General features: G+C 75.4%; 14 protein-coding genes and 1 other RNA gene. 14 read left to right on the top strand and 1 reads right to left on the bottom strand.

All coding sequences use genetic code 11. The features are described from left to right. Positions 1-110 precede the first annotated feature (110 nt). Positions 111-689, top strand: a complete 579-nt coding sequence (locus tag M0638_RS01830; RefSeq protein ID WP_248665237.1) for a winged helix DNA-binding protein — start codon at positions 111-113, stop codon at positions 687-689. 179 nt (positions 690-868) lie between these two features. On the opposite strand, the gene M0638_RS01825 is transcribed toward M0638_RS01830, so the two are convergent. Beyond that, positions 869-1,681 (bottom strand): class II aldolase/adducin family protein, encoded by an 813-nt coding sequence (locus M0638_RS01825; protein ID WP_248665236.1) that lies wholly within the window; start codon positions 1,679-1,681, stop codon positions 869-871. Positions 1,682-1,959: 278 nt separating this feature from the next. Here M0638_RS01825 and M0638_RS01820 point away from each other — a divergent pair, with 278 nt between their 5' ends. From M0638_RS01820 to M0638_RS01760, 13 genes are all read left to right on the top strand, one after another. Next, on the top strand, positions 1,960-2,742 hold the full coding sequence (locus M0638_RS01820) for a TerB family tellurite resistance protein (RefSeq protein WP_248665235.1): 783 nt from the start codon (positions 1,960-1,962) through the stop codon (positions 2,740-2,742). A gap of 56 nt (positions 2,743-2,798) precedes the next feature. Next, positions 2,799-3,524 carry an N-acetylmuramoyl-L-alanine amidase gene (locus M0638_RS01815; protein WP_248665234.1) on the top strand — a complete coding sequence of 242 codons (726 nt, stop codon included), beginning with the start codon at positions 2,799-2,801 and terminating at the stop codon, positions 3,522-3,524. Between the two features lie 315 nt (positions 3,525-3,839). Continuing rightward, positions 3,840-5,084, top strand: a complete 1,245-nt coding sequence (locus M0638_RS01810) for an MFS transporter (RefSeq protein WP_248665233.1) — start codon at positions 3,840-3,842, stop codon at positions 5,082-5,084. 34 nt (positions 5,085-5,118) lie between these two features. Continuing rightward, positions 5,119-5,572: RNase P RNA component class A (rnpB, locus tag M0638_RS01805), an RNA gene on the top strand. Between the two features lie 479 nt (positions 5,573-6,051). Beyond that, positions 6,052-6,528 (top strand): division/cell wall cluster transcriptional repressor MraZ, encoded by a 477-nt coding sequence (locus M0638_RS01800; RefSeq protein ID WP_248665232.1) that lies wholly within the window; start codon positions 6,052-6,054, stop codon positions 6,526-6,528. Further along, positions 6,525-7,463: a 16S rRNA (cytosine(1402)-N(4))-methyltransferase RsmH gene (rsmH, locus tag M0638_RS01795; protein ID WP_248665231.1), complete on the top strand. Its 939-nt coding sequence runs from the start codon at positions 6,525-6,527 to the stop codon at positions 7,461-7,463. The genes M0638_RS01800 and rsmH overlap by 4 nt, the downstream gene beginning before the upstream one ends. Next, positions 7,460-8,515, top strand: a complete 1,056-nt coding sequence (gene ftsL, locus M0638_RS01790; RefSeq protein ID WP_248665230.1) for a cell division protein FtsL — start codon at positions 7,460-7,462, stop codon at positions 8,513-8,515. Before rsmH ends, ftsL begins: the two co-directional genes overlap by 4 nt. Positions 8,516-8,525: 10 nt before the next feature. After that, positions 8,526-10,646, top strand: a complete 2,121-nt coding sequence (locus M0638_RS01785; RefSeq protein WP_248665229.1) for a peptidoglycan D,D-transpeptidase FtsI family protein — start codon at positions 8,526-8,528, stop codon at positions 10,644-10,646. A gap of 129 nt (positions 10,647-10,775) precedes the next feature. Continuing rightward, the gene (locus M0638_RS01780; RefSeq protein ID WP_248665228.1) at positions 10,776-12,290 is read left to right on the top strand and encodes a UDP-N-acetylmuramoyl-L-alanyl-D-glutamate--2,6-diaminopimelate ligase; all 1,515 of its coding nucleotides are present in this window, start codon (positions 10,776-10,778) and stop codon (positions 12,288-12,290) included. Next, positions 12,287-13,711, top strand: coding sequence for a UDP-N-acetylmuramoyl-tripeptide--D-alanyl-D-alanine ligase (locus tag M0638_RS01775; RefSeq protein ID WP_248665227.1), 1,425 nt, complete (start codon positions 12,287-12,289; stop codon positions 13,709-13,711). Before M0638_RS01780 ends, M0638_RS01775 begins: the two co-directional genes overlap by 4 nt. Further along, complete coding sequence (gene mraY / locus M0638_RS01770) at positions 13,708-14,796, top strand: phospho-N-acetylmuramoyl-pentapeptide-transferase (protein WP_248665226.1); 1,089 nt, start codon at positions 13,708-13,710, stop codon at positions 14,794-14,796. Before M0638_RS01775 ends, mraY begins: the two co-directional genes overlap by 4 nt. Continuing rightward, the gene (gene murD, locus M0638_RS01765) at positions 14,793-16,262 is read left to right on the top strand and encodes a UDP-N-acetylmuramoyl-L-alanine--D-glutamate ligase (RefSeq protein ID WP_248665225.1); all 1,470 of its coding nucleotides are present in this window, start codon (positions 14,793-14,795) and stop codon (positions 16,260-16,262) included. Before mraY ends, murD begins: the two co-directional genes overlap by 4 nt. Then, positions 16,259-17,422, top strand: coding sequence for an FtsW/RodA/SpoVE family cell cycle protein (locus tag M0638_RS01760; protein WP_248665261.1), 1,164 nt, complete (start codon positions 16,259-16,261; stop codon positions 17,420-17,422). Before murD ends, M0638_RS01760 begins: the two co-directional genes overlap by 4 nt. Positions 17,423-17,432 lie beyond the last annotated feature (10 nt).

Here is a 17,432-nt window from a genome sequence, read left to right as displayed (position 1 = left end):
GCAGCCGGCCGGCCGGGACGCGGCAGCCGTTGCCCACGGGTGACGCGCCGATGGGTAAAGGGCTGGCGGGTAAAGGGCCGACGGGTAAAGGGCTGGCGGGCGGGACGCCGGTGGACGCCGCGCCGGCGGAAGCGGCGCCGTCCGGGGGCGACGGGCGGCGCGGTGCGGTCGTCTCCTCCGCCCATCTCGCCGCCGGTGCCTCGCCGGCGTTGTCGGAGGTGGAATACGGCCTCACCCTGGCGATGCACGGTTTCCAGCGCTGGGTGGTGCGCTGCATGGCCGCCGCCGGCATGGCCGGCCTGTCGCCGCTGGAGGTGCAGGTGCTGCACGTGGTGCGCCACCGCGACCGGCCGAAGCGGCTGGCCGACATCGCGCTGATGCTCGACATCGGCGACGCCCACCTGCTCACCTACGCGCTGCGCAAGCTGGAGGGCGCCGGGCTGGTCGCCACCAGCCGCGCCGGCAAGGAGAAGCTGGTGGCGGCGACGGCGGCGGGCGTCGCGCTCTGCACCCGCTACGGCGAGATACGCGAGCTGCTGCTGGTTCGCGCCCTGCGCGCCGGCACGGGCGGCGGGCCGGCCGGGCTCGCGGCGGTGCCGGGCGAGGCGGCGCTCTCGGACCTCGCGGCGCTGCTGCGCTCGCTCGCCGGGCTGTACGACCAGGCGTCGCGGGCGGCGGCGACCCTGTGATGCCGGCCCGCACAAGTCCTGACTTGTGCGGGCCGGTATCGCGCGCGGGGCGCGCCCGCCCGGCCGGCATGGCCAGCCCGAACCTCCTGCCCGGGGCTTCTGCCGGACCGGGCGCGGCGGGCAGCGGCGGGGCGGGCAGCGGCGGGGCGGCCGACCCGGCGGTGGGCCGCGGCCGGCGGTCAGTCGAACAGGTCGGGGTCGGAGCGGCAGACCGCGTCGTAGATCGGCTGGAAGTGCAGCCAGGCCATGAAGGGCGTGGCCAGGTGCTCGCGCGAGTGCAGGGCCGCCGCGCGCGGGATCAGCTTCAGCGGATGCCCGGTCGCCTCGGCCTTGAGCTGGATCTCGCAGGCGCGCTCGGCGGCGATGAACCACCACGCCGCCTCGTCCACGCTCTCGCGCCCGGCGCTGAACAGGCCGTGGTTCTGGTGGATGGCGATCTTGGCGCTGCCGAAGGCGGCGGCGACGTTGTGGCCCGCCTTGCGCTCCACCACCACCGCCCCCGCCTCGTCGGTGATCAGGGCCTGGTCCTCGTAGAAGCCGCAGGCGGTCTGGGTGATCGGGTCGAGCGGGCGGCCCAGCGCCGCCCAGGCCATGCCGTGCGTGGTATGGGCGTGGCAGGAGGCGAGGATGTCCGGATTCGCCTCGTGGATCGCGGCGTGCAGCACGAAGCCCGCGCGGTTCACCGCCCAGGAGCCTTCCAGCACCTTGCCGTCATGGTCCACCAGCAGCAGGTCGGAGACCCGCACCCGGCCGAAATCCATGGCGAAGGGGTTGGTCCAGTAGAGGTCGGGGCGCTCGGGGTCGCGCACCGTGATGTGGCCGGCGAAGCCGTACTCGTAGCCGTAGCGGGCGAAGACGCGGCAGGCGGCGGCGAGGCGCTGCTTGCGGTGCAGCCGCTCCTCGGCGGCGGTCGCGAACGCCGGCGGCGTCGGGAAGTGCAGGCCGGGCTGGTCCGGCTGGTAGACGGATCGTTTCCGGACGGCGACGTTCATCGGCTCGATCCCTTCCCGGCCCGCTTTCCCCGGCGGGCATCATGGCGGCGGGCCGCCGGCCGCGTCCACCCCGCATCTCGCCCTCCCCCGAGCGCGGCTCCCTTGAGCACGGCCCCTGGGGCGCGGACCCTGGGGCGCGGACCCTGGGGCGCGGATCCTGGGGCGCGGATCCTGGGGCGCGGATCCTGGCCGGGGTCCGGGAAGGGAACGGGGCATGCAAGCCCCTGCCCCGTTAACCGGCGCCATGCTATGTGCCTCGCGGAATTCAGGAGGTCCGGTTGGGCTACTGGGGCAAGATGATCGGCGGCTTCGCGGGCTTCATGGCCGGCGGACCCTTCGGCGCCGTGGTGGGCGCGGCCCTGGGGCACGCGGCCGACGAGGGCGCGCTGTCGATCATGCAGCGCGCCGGCATGCAGGGGCTGCTCTCCGGCAACGGCGCCGACATCGCGGCGATGCTCGGCTCGCGCGAGACGCTGTTCGCGATCTCGGTCGTGGTGCTCTCGGCCAAGCTCAGCAAGTGCGACGGGGCGGTGAAGCGCGAGGAGATCGACGCCTTCAAGCGCAGCTTCCGCATCCCGCCCGAGAACCAGGTCGAGGTCGGCCGGCTGTTCGACCAGGCGCGCAGCACCGCCGAGGGCTTCGAGCCCTTCGCCGAGCGCCTCGCCCAGGCCTTCGCCGACAACCGCGGCATGCTGGAGGACGTGCTGGCCGCGCTCTTCGCCATCGCCCGCGCCGACGGGCCGGTGAACCGGGCCGAGCTCTCCTTCCTCGCGGCCGTCCACACCCGCTTCGGCCTCGGCCCGGCCGCCTGGGAGCGGGTGCGCGGCGCCCGCTACTTCCGCGCCGAGGACACGGCCGGCGACCCCTACGCGCTGCTCGGCGTCAGCCGCGCCGCGACGGACGAGGAGGTGCGCCAGGCCTGGCGCAAGCTGATGCGCGAGAACCACCCGGACAGCCTCGCCGCGCGCGGCGTGCCGGCCGAGTTCGTGCAGCGCGCCACCGCCAAGGTGGCCGAGATCAACGCCGCCTGGGACCGGATCAAGCGCGAGCGCGGCCTGTGAGGGCGCCCCCGTGAGGGTCGGCGCGTGAGGACGGGTCGGCGGCGCCGGTGCCCGCCATGCTGATCCGCGACCTGCCGAGCCCCAACCACGATGCCCGCCCGGAGGGCGTGCCCGTGGACATGCTGATCCTGCACTACACCGGCATGCGGGACGCCCGCTCGGCGCTCGACCGGCTGCGCGACCCGGCGGCGCTGCCGAAGCCGGTCTCCTCACATTACGTGGTGGAGGAGGACGGCACGGTCTGGCGCCTCGTGCCGGAGGCGCGCCGCGCCTGGCACGCCGGCGTCTCGCACTGGCGCGGCCGCGAGGCGCTGAACGGCCGCTCCGTCGGCATCGAGATCGTCAACCCCGGCCACGAATTCGGCTACCGCCCCTTCCCCGTGCTGCAGATGGCGGCGGTGTGCGACCTCTGCCTGGAGATCCTCGGCCGCTACCCGATCGCGCCGATCGACGTGGTCGGCCACAGCGACGTGGCGCCGGACCGCAAGCAGGACCCGGGCGAGCTGTTCCCCTGGGAGGAACTGGCCGCCAACGGCGTCGGCCTCTGGCCGGCGGCGCTGCCGGCACCGCCCGCCCCGCCGGCCGGGGCCGCCCCCGCGGCCATGTGGCCGCGCGCCGCCGCGCTGCTCGGCCGCATCGGCTACCCGCTCGCCACGCCCTCCTCGGCGGCGCTGGCCCTGGTCGCCTTCCAGCGCCACTGGCGGCCGGAACGCGTCGACGGGATGCCCGATCCCGGCACCATGGCACGGCTCGAAGCCGTGGCGGACGCCGCCGGGGTGTAGGCCCACGGCGCCAGGGCCGCGCGCGAGACCGCCGGGGCCCATGCGAGAAAGGCGTGGTACGGGGCACCGGTCCCGCACGAGCATTCGTTTCCGGCCCCGATGCGCCTTGCCCCGATGCGCCTTGCCCCGGTGCCGCGACGGCCATGGCCGGGCCGCCGCCGTCCCCGCCCGCCCTCGCTTGCAGAGGCCATGGTGCATCGCAATATCGGCTGGGATGGCCCCTTCCCTGGACGGGCCCCCCTCCGCGGCGGCATCGCGCCATCGGCGCCCCGGCCCGCCCCAAGAGAGCCACGCCGATGATCCCGGAATCGTTCCATGCCGCGCGATGACACCGGCCCGGACGCCGCCCGCGCCGGCGCGTCCGACCAGCACCGGCCGGGGCCGCCGCCAGCCGGAGCCGTGTCGGACCGGTTGCCGCTGCTGCTCGGCGCCTCGGGCGGAGCCCTGGTCGCCAACATCTACTTCGCGCAGCCGCTGATCGCGCCGATCGGGCGCGACATCGGGCTCAGCCCGGCCACGGCAAGCCTGATCGTGACGCTGACGCAGCTCGGCTACGCCGGCGGGCTGCTGCTGCTCGTGCCGCTGGGCGACCGCCTCGACAGCCGGCGCCTGGTGCCCGGCACGGTGCTCGGCACCGCCGCCGCCGCCGCGCTCGCCGCCCTCGCGCCCGGCGAGGCGGTGTTCCTGCTCGCCTCCCTGCTGCTCGGCCTGTTCGCCGCCTCGGCGCAGATGCTGGTGCCGATCGCCGCGCGCAACGCCGGCGAGGCGGTGCGCGGCCGCGCGGTCGGCAACGTGGTCAGCGGCATCCTGATCGGCATCCTGCTGGCGCGGCCGGTCGCCAGCCTCGTCACCGACCTCGCCGGCTGGCGCGTGGTGTTCGGCCTCTCCGCCGCCGCCATGCTCGGCATCGCCGCCCTGCTGCGGCGCGGCCTGCCGCCGCACCGGCCGGTGGCGCAGGGCTCCTACGCCGCGCTGCTGCTCTCGCTCGTCCGGCTGTTCCGCCACTCCGCCGTGCTGCGCCGGCGCGCCTTCTACCAGGCGCTGCTCTTCGCCAGCTTCATCATGTTCTGGACCGCCGTGCCGCTGATGCTGGCCGATCTCGGGCTCAGCCAGCGCGGCATCGCGCTGTTCGCCCTGGCCGGCGCCGCCGGCGCGGTGGCCGCGCCCGTCGCCGGGCGACTCGCCGATCGCGGCTGGACGCAGCCGGGCAGCGCCGCCGCCATGCTCGCCGTGCTCGCCGGCTTCGGGCTGATGGGGCTGGGCGGCGACAGCATCCCGGTGCTCGTCGCGGCGGCGCTGCTGGTCGATATCGGCGTCACCGGCAACCTCGTGCTCGGGCAGCGGGTGATCCTCTCGCTCGGCGCGGCGCAGGCGAGTCGGATGAACGGCCTCTACATGGCGACCATCTTCGTGGGCGGCGCCAGCGGCGGCGCGCTGGCCGGGCTGATGCACACGCTCGGCGGCGCGGCGCCGGTGGCCTGGGCGGGCATCGCCCTCGCCCTGGTCGCGCTGCTCGCCTTCGCCATCGAATTCCTCAGCCGCCCGTCACGAGTCGCTTGACGGGGGGGCCGGCGCGGCGCATCTGGGCGCCGCGCCAGACGGCTGGACGGCCGCTGGCCCCGGAGCGATCCGGGGCTGGAGGAAAGTCCGGGCTCCACGGGAACACGGTGCCGGCCAACAGCCGGCGGGGGCGACCCCAGGGACAGTGCCACAGAGAACAGACCGCCCGGACTCGGCGGCCGGAAGCGATTCCGGCGCGGCCGCCTCCAGGCAAGGGTGAAACGGTGCGGCAAGAGCGCACCGCGCCCCCGGCAACGGGGGCGGCAGGGCAAACCCCACCGGGAGCAAGGCCGAATAGGGATGGCCGGCGAGGCCGCGCGAGGGGCGACCCGGAAACGGGAAATGCCGGCGCGCGGCGGACGCGGACGCGTTCCCGCGTCGCCGTCCGGGTTGGCCGCGTCAGGCCCGTCGCGAGACGGGTCGCAGAGGAATGGCCGTCCCGCCCCGCAAGGGGCGGACAGAACCCGGCTTACAGGCCGTCTGGCGCACCGTCCGGCCGCATCGCCGCGCCGGGAAACGGGGCCGCGCCGGCCCCGCGGGCATCGCCCCGGGCGCCCGTGCGGCGACCTCCGGACCGCCGCGGCGGCGGTTCGCCGACATTCCGATACCCCGAATGGAGGACGTGCCCGCCGATTGCCGGCGGGGGCGAATCGGCTGCTTCGAGTCGATTCGAGGTTCCTTCCTCAGCACTTTGATTTTTCGAGGTTCCCAGGGGGTCTGGTTGCGCTCGTTGGCCGGGATTTCCCTTGCTGTCCCAGATTGGCCCGTGATATCCCATGGCATCCCGTAAGGAACCGGATCGCGGGGGGCGACATGGTTCCATGACCGGGATGGTCGGGCGAGCCGGCGAGGTCGGGGGGCCTCGCCGGCGCGCTTAGCCGGAGCAGGGGACTGCGCCGAAGCCAGCGGTCGCCATACGTGGCGCCGCTGGTCCGGTGAGGTGGCCTAGGGGGGCTACGGCGGCGCGATGACCCGGTTCGTGGGCACGCATGTGAGCAAGCTGGATCGCAAGGGGCGGGTATCGATCCCTTCCCACTTCCGGCACGCGCTCGAAAGGTTGTCCAACAACCAGATCATCCTCAATCCCTCCTTCCTCGAACCCTGCGTCGACGCCTGGCCGCAGTACCTGTTCGAAGAGCTCGTCGACCGCGTGAACGAGATGGCGAAGTTCTCCGAGGAGCACGAGGACGCCTCCTTCACGCTGTTCGCCGAGGCGAACGAGCTCAGCGCCGACGCCGAGGGGCGCGTGGTGCTCACCGAGCCGCTGATCGGCCACGCCAACCTGACCGACTCCGTCGCCTTCATCGGCCGCGGCGACTATTTCCAGCTCTGGGAGCCGCTGGCGGCCAAGGCGCGCGCCCAGCTTGGCCGCGAGCGTTCGCGGCTGCGCGGCTTCACCCTGCCCGGCACGCCGCGCCCCGAGCGCAAGGCAGGCGAGGCATGAGCGGTCACCTTCCCGTGATGCTGGCCGAGGTGCTGGCCACCCTCGCCCCGCGCGACGGCGCCCGCTACTGCGACGGCACCTTCGGCGGCGGCGGCTACGCGGGCGCGATCCTCGATGCCGCGGACTGCACCCTCTGGGCGATCGACCGCGACCCGGACGCGATCGCGCGCGGCGCGGCGCTGGCCGCGCGCCATCCCGACCGGCTGCACCTCGTCGAGGGCCGCTTCGGCGACATGCTCTCGCTGCTCGCCGCGCGCGACGTCACCGCGCTGGACGGGGTGGTGCTCGACCTCGGCGTCTCCTCCTTCCAGCTCGACCAGGCCGAGCGCGGCTTCTCCTTCCGCGCCGACGGGCCGCTCGACATGCGCATGGAGCGCAGCGGCCCCTCCGCCGCCGACCTCGTGAACGGGCTGCCCGAGGGCGAGCTGGCCGGCCTGCTGGCGACGCTCGGCGAAGAGCGATTCGCCCGCCGCATCGCGCGGCGCATCGTCGAGGCGCGGGCCGAGGCGCGGATCGAGACCACGGCTCAGCTCGTCGGGATCATCCACCGCTCGGTGCCGCGCGATCCCTCCGGCATCGATTCCGCCACCCGCTCCTTCCAGGCGCTGCGCCTCTCGGTGAACGACGAGCTGGGCGAGGTGGAGCGCGGCCTGGCCGCCGCCGCCGCGCTGCTCGCCCCCGGCGGGCGGCTGGTGGTGGTGTCGTTCCACTCGCTGGAGGACCGCATCGTGAAGCGGTTCATGGCCGGCAAGGCCGGGCGCAACGCCGGCGCCTCGCGCCACGACCCGGCCTCCCTCGCCGGGCCGGCACCCGCCGCCGGCTTCCGGCTGATCACCCCGAAGGCGCTGCGCCCCGGCGACGCCGAGACCGCGACCAACCCCCGTGCCCGCTCCGCGCGGCTGCGGGCCATCGAACGTGTGAGCGAGGCCGCATGATCCGTCCGCTGACCCTGCTCTGCCTCGTCGCCGCCGGCGGGGCCGGCCTGTACCTCTACCAGGTCAAGCACCAGGTGGCGGTGCTGGAACGCGAGCTGCGCGACATCCACCATGCCACCGAGCAGGCGCGCGACCGCACCAAGGTGCTCGGCACCGAATGGGCCTGGCTGAACGAGCCCGGCCGGCTGCAGCAGATGGCGCAGCGCATGCTGCCGCTTGAGGTGATGCAGCCGGGCCAGTTCGTGCGCTTCTCGGACATGGCGCGCCGCCTGCCGGGCGCCGTCAGCTTCGCCGGCGCGCCCTCCCTGTTCGGCAGCGCCGGGACGGCGGTGGCATCCCGCGGCGCCGCGGAAGGGGCCGCCGCCGGATCGCCGGCAGGTGCCCCGGCGGAGGAGCAGCGGCCCGTCCTGGCGGCCGCGGCCCCGGCGGCCATGGCCCCGGCGACGCCAGCCCCGACGACGGTAGCCCCGGCCGCCGCGCCCGTCGCCGTCCGGCCGGCAGAGCCCGCCAACGGTCTCGCCGCCGCCGGTCCCGATGCCGCGCCGGCCGCGACCGCGCCGGCGGCGCAGGCGATGCCCCCCGCCCCGGCCGTGGCCGCGGCGCGCGAGCCGGCGCCGCATCCGCTGCCGCGCCCGACGCCGGCGGGGGCGCGCGAGGCCACCGCCGCCCTGGCTGCCACGGCCGCCCGGCCGCCGGTCATCCTCGCCACCGCCCAGGCCGCATCCCAGCTCCCCTCCGGCCGCGCCGCGCCGGCCGAGCCGCCGCGCCCGTCCCGGCGCGCCGCGCCGCGCCTGGTGCAGGAGCTGTCCTCCCCGCCGACGCCGCCCGCGCGCTCCGGCCAGTCCGGGCTGGTGCCCGGCAGCGCCCTGCCGACGCCGACCGTCCGGCCCGCCATCCACCTGCAGGCGCCGCCACGCCCTGCCGCGCCCGTCGCGCCGGCCGTCAGCGGCAGCCGCGCCGATCCCGCGCTGCTGGCCAGCGGCTCGGCGCTCGGCTCCGGCCAGGCGCTGCTGCCGCCGCCGGTGCCCTTCGGCGCCACCTCGCTGCGCTGAACCGAGCGGCATGACCACGACCCCGGACGATCCGAGCCCGCCGCCGCCGCCCGACGCGGTGCCCTTCCGCCGTGCCGCGGAGCCCGCGCCGCCCACCGTCTCGCGGCAGCGGGCGCTGGTGCGCGTGCCGCAGCCCGACCGGCTGCGCCAGGCGCAGCTCGAGCGCACCCGGAGCCGGCTGGTGCTGGCCTCGGGCGGCTTCCTGCTGCTCTTCGCCGCCGTCGCGGCGCGGCTGACCGTCGCCACGGTGATCTCGCCGGTCGAGTCGCGGCAGGCCTCGCTGCGACCGCCGCGCGCCGCCGCCACCACGCCGAGCAGCCAGGGCGTCGAGGGCCGCGCCGCCATCACGGACCGCAACGGCGAGATCCTGGCCGCCTCGCTGCCGATCACCGCGCTCTACGCCAACCCGAGCCAGATCGACGATCCGGCCGAGGCCGCCGACCGCCTCATCCGCGTGCTGCCGCAGCTCGACCGGGAGCGGGTGATCGCGCGCATGTCGGGCGAGGGGCGGCACTTCTCCTACATCGTCCGCGCCCTGACCCCGCGCGAGCAGCAGCGGGTGAACGACCTCGGCATCCCCGGCCTCTACTTCGAGGAGGCGGAGCGCCGCTACTATCCGCAGGGCCGCACCGCCGCGCACATCGTGGGCGGCGTGGACGTGGACGGGCACGGCGTGGCCGGCGTCGAGAGCCGCTTCGACGAGCGGCTGCGCACCGACGCGACGCCGCTGCGCCTCTCGCTCGACATCCGCATCCAGTCCGTGCTGCGCGAGGCGGTGCTCGCCGCGATCAACGACTTCCGCGGCATCGGCGGCGCCGGCATCGTGATGGACGTGGACACGGCCGAGGTGCTCGGCATGGTGTCCCTGCCCGACTACGACGCCAACGACGTGGGCGCGGCCACCGCCGAGGACCGCTTCAACCGCGCGACGGTGGGCGTCTACGAGCCCGGCTCGCAGTTCAAGCTGCTGACCACGGCGATGGCGCTCGATTCGGGGCGCATCAACCTGCGCTCGATGTTCGACGCGTCGCGCCCGATCCGCTTCGGCCGCTTCACCATCAACGACTTCGAGGGGCCGCGCCGCGCCATCCCGCTGGCGCAGGTGGCGCAGTACTCCTCCAACATCGCGGCGGCGCACGTGGCCGAGACGGTGGGCATCCAGGGCCACCGCGAATTCCTCCGCCGCATGGGCCTGTTCGGGCGGATGCAGATCGAGCTGCCGGAGACGGCGCGGCCGCTGATCCCCTCGCAGTCCACCTGGTCGGTGCTCAGCACCATGACCATCGCCTTCGGCCAGGGCATCGCGGTGACGCCGCTGCACGTCATCACCGCCACCTCGGCGCTGTTCAACGGCGGCATCCTGCGCCAGCCGACCATCGTCGCCGTGCCGCGCGGCGAGACGCGCGAGGGGGTGCGGGTGATCTCGCCGCAGATCTCGGCCGACCTGCGCCGCGTCGCCCGGCTCGTGGTCACCGACGGGGTGGGCAAGAACGCCGAGGCGCCGGGCTACTTCGTCGGCGGCAAGACCGGCACGGCGCAGAAGGCCGGGCCGCATGGCGCCTACATGCACGGCAAGCGCATCTCGGCCTTCGTCGGCGCCTTCCCGATGCAGGCGCCGCGCTACGCCGTCTACGTGATGGTGGACGAGCCGAAGCCGAACGCCCGTTCCTACGGCTACGCCACGGCGGGCTGGGTGGCGGCGCCGGCGGCGCGCACCGTGGTCTCGCGCATCGGGCCGATCCTCGGCATGGTGCCGGACATCGAGCGCGGCGCCGAGATCCAGGCCGGCCTCGCCATCCCGCCCTATTCCAGCCCCTGGCGGCCGCCCCGGCCGGCGCCGGGCGCCGCCACGCCCCCCGCCACCCCGATCGCCCAGCCGGCGACGCCGCGCGGCACCGCTCCCGCAGCCTCGGCCACGCCGGCGGTGCGGCCGGTCCCGGCGGCCGGGCCGGCCGGCGCGCCGCCTACCGCCCCGGTCAGCGCCCCTGCCGGCAGCGCCCCCGGCGGCAACCGCCCGCCGCCGCCGCGCAGCGCCGACAGCGCCGCGCCGGTGCGCACCACCGATGCCGCCTCTCCGCAACGCGAGGACCTGCTCGCCACGCCCATGCGGGAGGCTGCCCTTGCCCGCTGAGCCGCGCCCCGCCGGCCGCCGCGCCCCGGCCGCGAGCCTCCCGTGTCGCGGCGGGTCCGCCCGGCGGCATGCCGCCGCCGGGCATGCCGTCGGGCGCCCGGTGCCGCGCCGGACCGGCGGCGCGGCCTGATGGCGGGCGAGGCGCAGGCCCGCCGCGTGCTGCCGGGGCTGCCCGCGATCAGCGGGCTCGCCGTCGACAGCCGCGCCGTGCGGCCCGGCTTCCTGTTCGCCGCCCTGCCGGGCGCGCGGGCGGACGGGCGCGCCTTCATCGCCGAGGCCGTCGCGCGCGGCGCCGCCGCCGTGCTGGCCCCCGCCGGCACCGAATGGCCGCCGGACGTGCCGGCACGGCCGCTGCTGGCGGTGGCGGATCCGCGCCGCGTGCTCGCCGAATGCGCGGCCGCCTTCCACGGCGCGCAGCCGGAAACGGTGGTCGCGGTCACCGGCACCAACGGCAAGACCAGCACGGTCGACTTCCTGCGCCAGCTCTGGACGCAGGCCGGGGCGCGCGCCGCCTCGCTCGGCACGCTCGGGCTGGTGGCGCCGGGCTTCCCGCCCGGCCCCTCGCTCACCACGCCCGACCCGGTGGCGCTGCACGCGACGCTGGCGGCGCTGTCGGCGGCCGGGATCGACCGGGCCGCCATGGAGGCGTCGAGCCACGGGCTGGAGCAGCGCCGGCTGGACGGGGTGCGGCTCGCGGCGGCCGGGTTCTCCAACCTGACGCGCGACCATCTCGACTACCACGGCACGCTGGACCGCTACCGCGACGCCAAGCTGCGCCTGTTCGACGCGCTGCTGCCCGAGGGCGCCGCCGCCGTCGCCAATGCCGACATGGAGCCGGCGACGCTCGATGCCCTGCGCCGCATCGCGGCGCGGCGCGGGCTGCGGCTGCTCACGGTCGGCGAATCGGGCGAGACGCTGCGCCTCGTCCGGCACGCGCCGCTGCCGCACGGTCAGTCGCTCACTCTGCATGGCTGGGGTGCCGAGCACACGCTGGAGCTGCCGCTGCCCGGCCGCTTCCAGGCCGACAACGCGCTGATGGCCGCGCTGCTCGCCGTCGCCACCGGCATGGCGCCGGAGACGGCGCTGGCGCTGCTGCCGCGCCTGGCCGGCGTGCGCGGGCGGATGGAGCTGGCCGCGCGCCTGCCCAACGGCGCCGCCATCTACGTCGATTACGCCCACACGCCGGACGCGCTGGAGCGTCTGCTGCTGGCGCTGCGCCCCCATGTCGCGGGGACGCCCGGCGCGCGGCTGCACGTGCTGTTCGGCGCCGGCGGCGACCGCGACCCGGGCAAGCGGCCGCTGATGGGCGCCGCCGCCGCGCGCCTGGCCGACCGGGCGATCGTGACCGACGACAATCCCCGCTCCGAGGATCCGGCTGCTATACGCGCCGCGATCCGCGCCGCCTGCCCCGGAGCCGAGGAGATCGGCGACCGGGCGGCGGCGATCGCGTCGGCGGTCGGCTCGCTCGGCCCCGGCGACGTGCTGGCGGTGGCCGGGAAGGGCCACGAGGCCGGCCAAACCATTCGAGGTGTCACTCTGCCTTTCGACGACGTTTCCGTTGTGCGCGCGGCCGCGGGATGCGGCACGCACGACCAGTCCCGCCCGGATGGCCCAGGGGATGGCCTAAGGAATGGCGGCGCATGAGCGCGCTCTGGACCGCGCCCGAGCTGCGCGCCGCCACCGGCGGGACCCTTCCGGACGGGCCCGTGGTGACCGGCATCGCCATCGACAGCCGCGCCCTGCAACCCGGCGACCTGTTCGTCGCCCTGCGCGACGCGCGCGACGGGCATGAATTCGTGGCCGCCGCCCTGGCCGCCGGCGCCGCCGCCGCGCTGGTGGATCGTGATCCGCCGGGCGTGGCGACCGATGCGCCGCTGCTGCGCGTGGCCGACACGCTGGAGGGGCTGCGCGCCCTGGCCCGCGCCGCGCGCGCTCGCTCAACCGCGCGGGTGATCGGCGTCACCGGCAGCGTCGGCAAGACCTCCACCAAGGAGATGCTGCGCCACGCCCTGGGCGCCCTCGCCCCGACCCATGCTTCGGCCGCCAGCCACAACAACCACTGGGGCGTGCCGCTGACCCTCGCCCGCCTGCCGCGCGAGGCGGAGTACGCCATCGTCGAGATGGGCATGAACCATGCCGGCGAGATCGGGCCGCTTTCGCGGCTGGCAAGGCCCGACGTCGTGGTGATCACCACCGTCGCGCCGGCGCATATCGGCCTGCTCGGCTCGATCGAGGCGATCGCCGACGCCAAGGCGGAGATCCTGGAGGGACTGGCTCCCGGCGGCACCGCCGTGCTGCCGGCCGACAGCCCGCTCTACCCGCGCCTCGTCGCGGCGGCCGAGGCCGCCGGGGCCCGCGTGGTCGGCTTCGGTGCCGCCGAGGGCGCCGTGGCGCGGCTGCTCGACTATGCCGGCACCGCCGAGGGCGGCGAGGCCGAGGTCGCGCTGCACGGCAGGCGCCTGCGCTTCGCCATCGCGGCGCCGGGGCGGCACATGGCGCTGAACGCGCTGGCGGCGCTCGCCGCCGCCGAGGCGGCCGGGGCCGATCCGGCGCGCGTCGCCGCCGCCCTGGCCGGCTTCGGCGCCGGCGCCGGGCGCGGCCAGCGCGTGACGCTGCCGCTGCCCGGCGGCGGCACGGCGCTGCTGCTGGACGACAGCTACAACGCCTCCACCGCCTCGGTGCGCGCCGGGCTCGCCGTGCTGGCGGCGCAGCCGGCGAAGCGCCGCCTCGTGGCGCTCGGCGACATGCGCGAGCTGGGCGAGCACGGCCCGGCCCTGCACGCGGCGCTGGCGCCGGATGTGGCGGCGCAGGCCGACCTCGCCTTCTGCTGCGGCGAGCTGATGCGCCACCTGCACGACGCGTTGCCGGAAGGCCGGCGCGGCGCCTGGGCCGCGGACAGCGCCGCGCTGGCGCCGCGCCTCGCCGCGGCGATCCGCCCGGGCGACGCGGTGCTGGTGAAGGGCTCGCTCGGCAGCCGCATGGCCGTGGTGTTGCGGGCGCTGAAGGCGCTCGCCGCCGGGGATGCGGCCGTCGATGCCCCCCTGGCCGCCGGAGAGGCGGCATGATCTACAACCTCTTCACCCCCTACGCGGACGATTTCGCCCTCTTCAACCTCGTCCGCTACGTCACCTTCCGCTCGGGTGCCGCCTGCCTGACGGCGCTGGTGCTCTCGCTCGCCCTCGGGCCGCGCATCATCCGCTGGCTGCGCTCGGTGCAGCGCGGCGGCCAGCCGATCCGTGCCGACGGGCCGGAGCGCCACCTGCTGGAGAAGAAGGGCACGCCCACCATGGGCGGCGTGCTGATCCTGCTCGGCACGGTGCTCTCCACCCTGCTCTGGACCGACCTGCGCTCGGGCTTCGTCTGGGCGGTGCTGGCGCTGACCGTGGGCTACGGCGCGCTCGGCTTCGCCGACGACTGGCTGAAGGTGACCAAGCGCAACACCAAGGGCGTCTCGGCCCGCGCCAAGCTGGTGGTGCAGGCCGGGCTCGGCCTGCTGGTGGCGGTCTGGATCTACCTGCTGAGCCCGCCGGACCTCGCCGGCGTGCTGGCGGTGCCGGTGGTCAAGGACGCGCTGATCCCCTTCGGCCTGCTCTTCCCGCTGGTCGGCATGCTGGTGATGATGGGCGCCTCCAACGCGGTGAACCTGACCGACGGGCTGGACGGGCTGGCCATCGTCCCCTCGATGATCGCGGCCGGCGTCTTCGCGCTGATCGCCTACCTCGTCGGCAACCGCGTCTTCGCCGAGTACCTCCAGCTCAACGCCGTGCCCGGCGCGAGCGAGCTCGCGGTGTTCTGCGCCGCGCTGATCGGTTCGGGGCTCGGCTTCCTGTGGTTCAACGCGCCGCCGGCGGCGGTGTTCATGGGCGACACGGGCAGCCTCGCCCTCGGCGGCGCGCTCGGCGCCGTCGCGGTGGCGACCAAGCACGAGGTGGTGCTGGCGATCGTCGGCGGGCTGTTCGTGGTCGAGACCGTCTCGGTCATCATCCAGGTGTTCTGGTACAAGCGCACCGGAAGGCGCGTCTTCCTGATGGCGCCGCTGCACCACCACTTCGAGAAGAAGGGCTGGGCCGAGCCCACCATCGTGATCCGCTTCTGGATCATCGCCATGGTGCTGGCGCTGGTCGGCCTCTCCACGCTGAAGATCCGATGAGCGAACCCGCCGCCTTCCGCCCCTTCGCGGGGCAACGCATCGCCGTGGTGGGGCTCGGCAAGGCCGGGCTGCCGGCGGCGCTGCGCCTGCGCGACTGGGGCGCCGAGGTCGTCGCCTGGGACGACAAGGCGGCCGCGCGCGCGCCGGCCGAGGCCGCGGGGCTCACCGTTCATGATCCGTCCCCTGGGCAGTCCCCTGGGCCGTCCCGGGAGGCGTGGCGCTTCGACGCGCTGGTGCTCTCGCCCGGCATCCCGCACCACCGCCCCCGCGCGCATCCCGCCGCCGCCGCCGCGCTCGCGGCCGGCGCGCCGGTGCTCAGCGAGATCGAGATGCTGTACCGCGCCGTGCGCGCGAGCGGGTCACGTGCCCGCTTCGTGGGCATCACCGGCACCAACGGCAAGTCCACCACCACCGCCTTGATTCACCACGTGCTTCTCGCCGCCGGGAAGCGCTCCGAGGTGGGCGGCAACCTCGGCCCTGCCGCGCTGTCGCTCGAAATGCTGCCGGATGACGGCATCTACACGCTGGAAATGTCCTCCTACGGCCTTGAGCGCCTGCATTCGGTACGCTTCAACCAGGCGGTGATGCTGAACCTCACGCCCGACCACCTGGAACGGCACGGCGACATGGCCGGCTACGCGGCGGCCAAGCGCCAGGTCTTCGCGCGCCAGCAGCCGGAGGACCTCGCCGTGGTCGGCATCGACGACGCGCCGAGCCGCGCCATGCTGGCCGCGCTGCGCACGGCACCCGCGCGCCTGCTGGCGGTCTCGGGCGCCGCCGCCGCGCAGGCCGGCGAGCAGGCGGCGATCTGGGCCGAGGGCGGCGTGCTGCGCGACGCGGCGGGGCCGATCCTCGACCTCGCCACGGCGCGCGCCCTGCCGGGCGCGCACAACGCGCAGAACGCCGCCGCCGCCGCCGCCGTGGCGCTCGACCTCGGCGTGCCGCGCGACGTGCTGGCCGAGGCGCTGCGCACCTATCCCGGCCTGCCGCACCGGCTTGAGCGCGTCGGCGAGAGCGACGGCGTGCTGTTCGTCAACGACAGCAAGGCCACCAACGCCGACAGCACCGAGCGCGCGCTGCTCTCATTTGAACGCGTCGTTCTGATCGCCGGCGGCGTGCCCAAGGCCGGAGGCATCGCGCCGCTCGCGCCGCTGTTCGGCCGCATCGCGCAGGCCTTCCTGATCGGCGAGTGCGCCGAGGAATTCGCCGGCGTGCTCACCGCGCACGGCGTGCCGAACGCGGTGGCCGGCACGCTGGAGGCCGCCGTGCCGGCCGCCGCCGCCGCCGCGCGCGCCGGCGCGGCGCCGGTGGTGCTGCTCTCGCCGGCCTGCGCGAGCTGGGACCAGTTCACCGGCTTCGACGCGCGCGGCGACCGCTTCCGCGAGCTGGTGCGCGCCCAGTCCGCCACCCGCCGGCCGGGAATCCACGACCATCCGGGGCACGCCCCGGCCGGGGAGAAGCGCTGATGGCCCTCTCGCGCGCGGACAACTCGGTTCTCGGCCGGTGGTGGTGGACGGTGGACCGCTGGACGCTGGCGGCGCTGCTGATCCTGATCGGCTTCGGCTACGTGATGCTGCTGGCCGCCTCGCCGGCCGTCGCCGAGCGCATCGGCATGGCCTCGCGCTACGGTTTCATCTTCCGCCAGGTGACCTACCTGCTCATCGCGGCGGCGATCCTGTTCGGGACCTCGCTGCTCTCGGTCAGGGGCGTGCGCCGCGTCGCGCTGCTCGGCTGCGTCGTCGCCATCCTGTTCACCGGCCTCACCCTGGTGATGGGCGTCGAGATCAAGGGCGCGCGCCGCTGGCTGAACCTGCCGCTGCTCGGGTCGCTGCAACCGTCGGAGTTCCTCAAGCCCTGCTTCGCCGTCACCGCCGCCTGGCTGATCGCCGAGGGCAAGACGGCGGCGCTGCAGCGCGCCGCCGGGCTGCACGCCCGCTTTCCCGGCATCGCGCTCGCCATCGCGCTGTTCGGCCTCATCGCGCTGCTGCTGAAGTCGCAGCCCGACATCGGCATGCTGCTGGTGGTCTCGGCGGTGTTCCTGGCGCAGTTCTTCGTGGCCGGCCTGAACCTGTTCGTGGTCGGCATCGTCGCGGCGATGGGGGCGGCCGGCGCGGTCGGCGCCTACTTCCTGTTCTCGCACGTGCGCAGCCGCGTGGACCGCTTCCTCGATCCCTCGACCGGCGACAACTACCAGGTGATGCGCGCCATGGAGGCGTTCGGCCATGGCGGGCTGTTCGGCGCCGGTCCCGGCGAGGGCCGCGTCAAGAACGTGCTGCCCGACGCGCATGCCGACTTCGTCTTCGCCGTCGCCGGCGAGGAGTTCGGGCTGGTCGTCTGCCTCGTGATCCTGTCCCTGTTCGCCTTCGTGGTGATCCGCGGCCTGCTGCGGCTGCTGGCCGAGAACGACCTGTTCGTGGTGCTGGCCTCGGCCGGGCTGCTGACCCAGTTCGGGCTGCAGGCCTTCGTCAACATGGCCTCCTCGCTGCACCTGATCCCGACCAAGGGGATGACGCTGCCCTTCGTCTCCTACGGCGGCTCGTCGGTCTTCGCCATCGCCCTCGGCATGGGCATGCTGCTGGCGCTGACGCGCCGGCGCGGCGGCCGGCTGGCCGGGAACGAAGCATGAGGAGGCGCGC

The sequence above is a fragment of the Roseomonas acroporae genome (assembly GCF_023223525.1).
Taxonomy (GTDB): Bacteria; Pseudomonadota; Alphaproteobacteria; order Acetobacterales; family Acetobacteraceae; genus Roseomonas_E; species Roseomonas_E acroporae.
Note: the sequence above shows the minus strand (reverse complement) of the source record. Positions and strands in the feature narration are given on the sequence as shown.